General features: G+C 75.4%; 3 protein-coding genes. 2 read left to right on the forward strand and 1 reads right to left on the reverse strand.

The window, feature by feature from the left end; all coding sequences use genetic code 11:
* On the forward strand, nucleotides 1-687 hold a 687-nt coding region (locus AB8Z75_RS33615), incomplete at its 5' end, for a transglycosylase SLT domain-containing protein (RefSeq protein WP_369208728.1).
* Nucleotides 688-746: 59 nt separating this feature from the next.
* On the opposite strand, the gene AB8Z75_RS33620 is transcribed toward AB8Z75_RS33615, so the two are convergent.
* Nucleotides 747-1,748 carry a beta-ketoacyl-ACP synthase III gene (locus AB8Z75_RS33620; protein ID WP_369208732.1) on the reverse strand — a complete coding sequence of 334 codons (1,002 nt, stop codon included), beginning with the start codon at nucleotides 1,746-1,748 and terminating at the stop codon, nucleotides 747-749.
* 455 nt (nucleotides 1,749-2,203) lie between these two features.
* Here AB8Z75_RS33620 and AB8Z75_RS33625 point away from each other — a divergent pair.
* A partial coding sequence (locus AB8Z75_RS33625; RefSeq protein ID WP_369208730.1) for a uracil-DNA glycosylase family protein occupies nucleotides 2,204-2,595 on the forward strand: 392 nt, incomplete at its 3' end.

The following is a 2,595-nucleotide window of genomic DNA, read 5'->3' on the forward strand; positions in this document are numbered from 1 at the left end:
GCCTCGGGTCGTCCCGCCTCGGGCCGCCCCGCCTCGGGCCGCGTCGTCGCCGGCCGCGTGTTCACCTGGCGCCGGCCGCCAGGCCGTGGGCGCCGCCGCCTCAACGTTGTGGCCGGTGCCGTCGCGGTGCCGGCGGTGGCCGCCGCCGTGTCCGTGGCGCTGCTGCTCTCCGACCACGACGAGGCCGCCTCGCCGAGCGGCGGCCCCCGCGCCGCCTCGTCGCCTGGCGGAGCCCTCCCCGCCGACTCCGACGTGCCCCGCGACCTGCGGCCCGTCATCGAGGACGCCGCACGCCAGTGCCCCGAGGACGAGGTCACCCCCGCCTTCCTCGCCGCGATGCTGAAGGCCGAGAGCGGCTTCGACGCCGATGCCCGGCGCCCCGAGACCAACGAGTACGGCATCGCCATGTGGACGCCGTCGGTCTTCAAGGGCTGGGCCAAGGACGGGGACAAGGACGGCGACAAGAGCTACATGTCGCCCCCCGACGCCATCGCGGCGATGACCAACTTCGTGTGCTGGCTCGACCAGCAGTACAAGAAGGAGGGCATGCGCGAGAACCTGCCCGCGCTGATGGCCGCCGGCTACCGCACCAGCTCCCGCACCGTCCTGCAGGCCGGCGGGGTGCCCGAGCGGGTCAGACCGCACGTGGAGCGCGTCGAGCGGTATCTGGAGGAGTACTCGCGCTGAGAGGACGCGGACGGCACCCCGGCGCTTGGCGGGGCCGGGCCTGCCGGTTCTGCCGGATGTCAGGGCGACCGCGGGCCCGGCGGCGCCTCGGGGCACAGCAGCGCGGCCGAACCCCACGTGAGACCGCCGCCGAACGCCGTCACCAGGACGCGTGCGCCGGGGCGCAGCCGCCCGCCCGCCTGCGCGTCGGCCAGCGCCAGTGGGATCGAGGCGGCACCGGTGTTGCCCACTTCCCGCAGGTGCAGGGCGCAGCGGTCGGCGGGGATGCCCAGGCGCTTGCCGACCGCGGTGAGGATCCGCGCGTTGGCCTGGTGCGGCACGAAGTGGTCGACCTCGTCAGGACGCCATCCGACGCGTTCCAGCACCGCACCGCACGAGGCGGTCATCCGCTCGATGGCGTGCTGGAAGACGGCCCGGCCCCGCATCCGGAAGTAGCGGTCGCCGGGTTCCTCCGGCTCGGCCAGCGAGCGTGCCCGTGCGCCGCCGCCCACCACCGTGATCAGGTCGTATCCCGATCCGTCGCTGCCCAGGTCGAAGCCCAGCAGCGCACCGGCGGAATCGCTCTCCTGGCCGCGCGCCACGAGCGCGGCGCCCGCTCCGTCGCCGAAGACGACGCCCGTGGAGCGGTCCTCGGGGTCCAGCCAGTGGGAGTAGATGTCGGCGCCCACCACCAGCACCCGGTCGAACAGCGCGGCGCCGACCGCACCCTGGCACAGGGCCAGGCCGTAGACGAAACCGCTGCACACCGCGGCGATGTCCAGGGCGGGGATGGTGCCGAGTCCCAGCCGGGCCGCCACCGCCGGGGCGGTCGCCGGGCACAGGTGGTCGGGCGTGGCCGTGGCCAGGACGAGGGCGTCCACGCGCGGGTTGCCCGCCTTCTCCAGCAGCCGCCGCGCGGCGTGCACGGCCGCGTCCCCCGTCGAGGTGCCGGGATCGGCGACATGGCGGCGCTCGATACCGGTACGCGTACGCACCCACCTGTCGTCCACGCCCCACTGCCCGGGGAGCCCGGCGTTGGGCACCACGCGGGGCGGCACCCAGCCGCTGACCGCCTCCAGCACCACCGGGCGCACCGGGACGGAGGGCGCGGTCGCGGGCGGGGCGAACGGGGCCGGGCCGCTCAGCACGCGGTGCCCCCTCGCGCGTTGCGGGCGGCTGAAAGGTTCCTGCGGCGCACGAGCACGAAGCCCCCTGGACTCGACTGGTCGGACCGGACCGAGCGGCCGGACCGGACGGATGGACCCACAAGAGGGGCCTTTTCTACCTCAGGCCCGGGCCTCAGGGCGCCTGCCGGGCGGGCGACCGTCCGCGCTGCTTCCCGTTCCCCGCGGCTCTGAGCTGGCCGTTCGTGCTCTCCGGTGGCGCGGCGGGGCGCCGCGCCCTTCCCCCGTGTGAGGGAGGGCGTGTGGCAGGCGGTGTTTCCGCCGAACGTATGAGGCCCTGTGGCCGGGCACCCTGGGAGGGAACGCGCACGAGAGGCCCTAGGACGGCGGACAGGAAGGATGACGGAACACCCATGACCTATCCCGGTCGGCAGGCGCCCCGAGCGGCGGACGTGCACGCCCTCGGCCGGTCGCTGAGCGAGTGCCGCGCCTGCCCGCGGCTGGTCGCATGGCGTGAGGAGACGGCGCGGGTCAAACGCCCCGCCTTCCGCGACTGGGACTACTGGGCGCGCCCGGTCCCCGGCTTCGGCCCGGCGGACGCGCGGATGCTGCTCGTCGGGCTCGCCCCCGCCGCGCACGGTGGCAACCGCACAGGCCGCATGTTCACCGGCGACCGCGCCGGGGACGTGCTCGTCGCCGCCCTCCACGACCTCGGTCTGGCCTCGCAGCCCACCTCGACTCACAGCGGCGACGGCCTCCAGCTGTACGGGGTGCGTTTCACCTCACCCGTCCACTGCGCCCCGCC

The sequence above is a fragment of the Streptomyces sp. PU-14G genome (assembly GCF_041028275.1).
In the GTDB taxonomy this organism is placed as follows: Bacteria; Actinomycetota; Actinomycetes; order Streptomycetales; family Streptomycetaceae; genus Streptomyces.